The 1352-nt window shown below is 41.3% G+C and carries 1 protein-coding gene; it reads right to left on the bottom strand.

Annotation, left to right across the window (positions count from 1 at the left end; all coding sequences use genetic code 11):
• Positions 1 to 335 precede the first annotated feature (335 nt).
• Positions 336 to 1352 (bottom strand): M14 family zinc carboxypeptidase (locus tag AC1DVB_RS27295; RefSeq protein WP_477591951.1); only part of this gene is annotated, 1017 nt, incomplete at its 5' end.

Below are 1352 nucleotides of genomic sequence, written 5' to 3' on the forward strand. Positions count from 1 at the left end.
CGACGCAAGCGTCTGTGGGGTCTCGGCTAGCCAGCTATTCGGCAGGAGTGTCGCAAATTTCTTCCATAAATTGAGGATTTCATAAAACAGAAAAAAAACATTAAGGATCATCTAATCTTCCTTTAAAATCATGGTTCTATGTGAAATCATTCCGAACCCCCTTTTGTCGACAAACTGAGCATCTTCTTAGGTGAAAGCAAATGCTTTTTTTCTATGTCATCTTTATCCTTGTCCTGCTACTTCGACTATAAATCATTCCATATAACAACTTCGTCTATCGGTGTAGGAAAATAAAAAAACACATCCCATCTGAAAGAATGGAATGTGTCTTCATTTTATTCGTCCGATTTTATCCCGGGACGATTGGATTGTGTTGGCAGGGTGTCCCAAAAGCTTGCATCGACAGTTTCAATTGAATCATCGGCAATAGCTCTGACAGCTGCATCCAAAGTGGTTACCGTTTGCTTTATTAGATAGCCATTACTTTTTTGTCCAAGCGCTACTGACTCGTCATTGTGGTCCGACATACCTCGCATCTCAAAGAGCAGTGTGGCAATATCATAGCGAACGGCTGCACCATTACGGCCTATATTTTCTCCAGAACCGCCATCATACCTACCAATATGCCCCCAACCAGTTGGTTCAATGGAGTTATATACGACAGCACCCAATTTTTTTGAGGCTTCTAACACTTCAGGCTTTACGTTCGGGTTTGTAGGATAAAGAATTGAACCTGAAACAAGTTCACCGTCCGTTTCGCTTAGCGTCCCTTGATGATGTAAATCTATCATGTAATCTATATCGTATTTCGCAAATACATTTTCGTGTAAAGCCTTTACCTCTACTTGCATGTTATCAGTTTTTTTATCATGCTCACGGTTCAAGTCAATCCCATTTGCATTTGCCCGTGTTAAATGCCGATCACCTTTTGCTAAATAATCATCAAGAGGGAAATTAACATCTCCCATGGCTCCATCTGCATTTAACATGGGAATGATCAATATATTGACATTATCCAAAATACCTTTAGTCTTGTTCGTGCCTAGATGTTTAATGAATTCGAGTGCACCCTCGGTAGTCAGTTGTTCATTTCCATGCTGTTGCGTCAAAAATAGTATGGTTGGATTCTTAGGATTTGAGATGTACTTCGCTAGGTAAATGTCCCTTCCTTTTACCGTTTCCCCGATTACTTCCAGTGCCAGCCTTTCTTGTTTGGCATCCTGCGTTTCAAGATAGCTCACCAGGCTTTCATATGTATGAAGATTTGAAGTTGTAACTTGTCCATTTCCAGCACTGGGACCATTTCCAACCGCTCCGACTGGTAACGCAACAGCTGTTACTGCGCCTAACGT

This window comes from Peribacillus sp. P4_D6 (assembly GCF_056401795.1).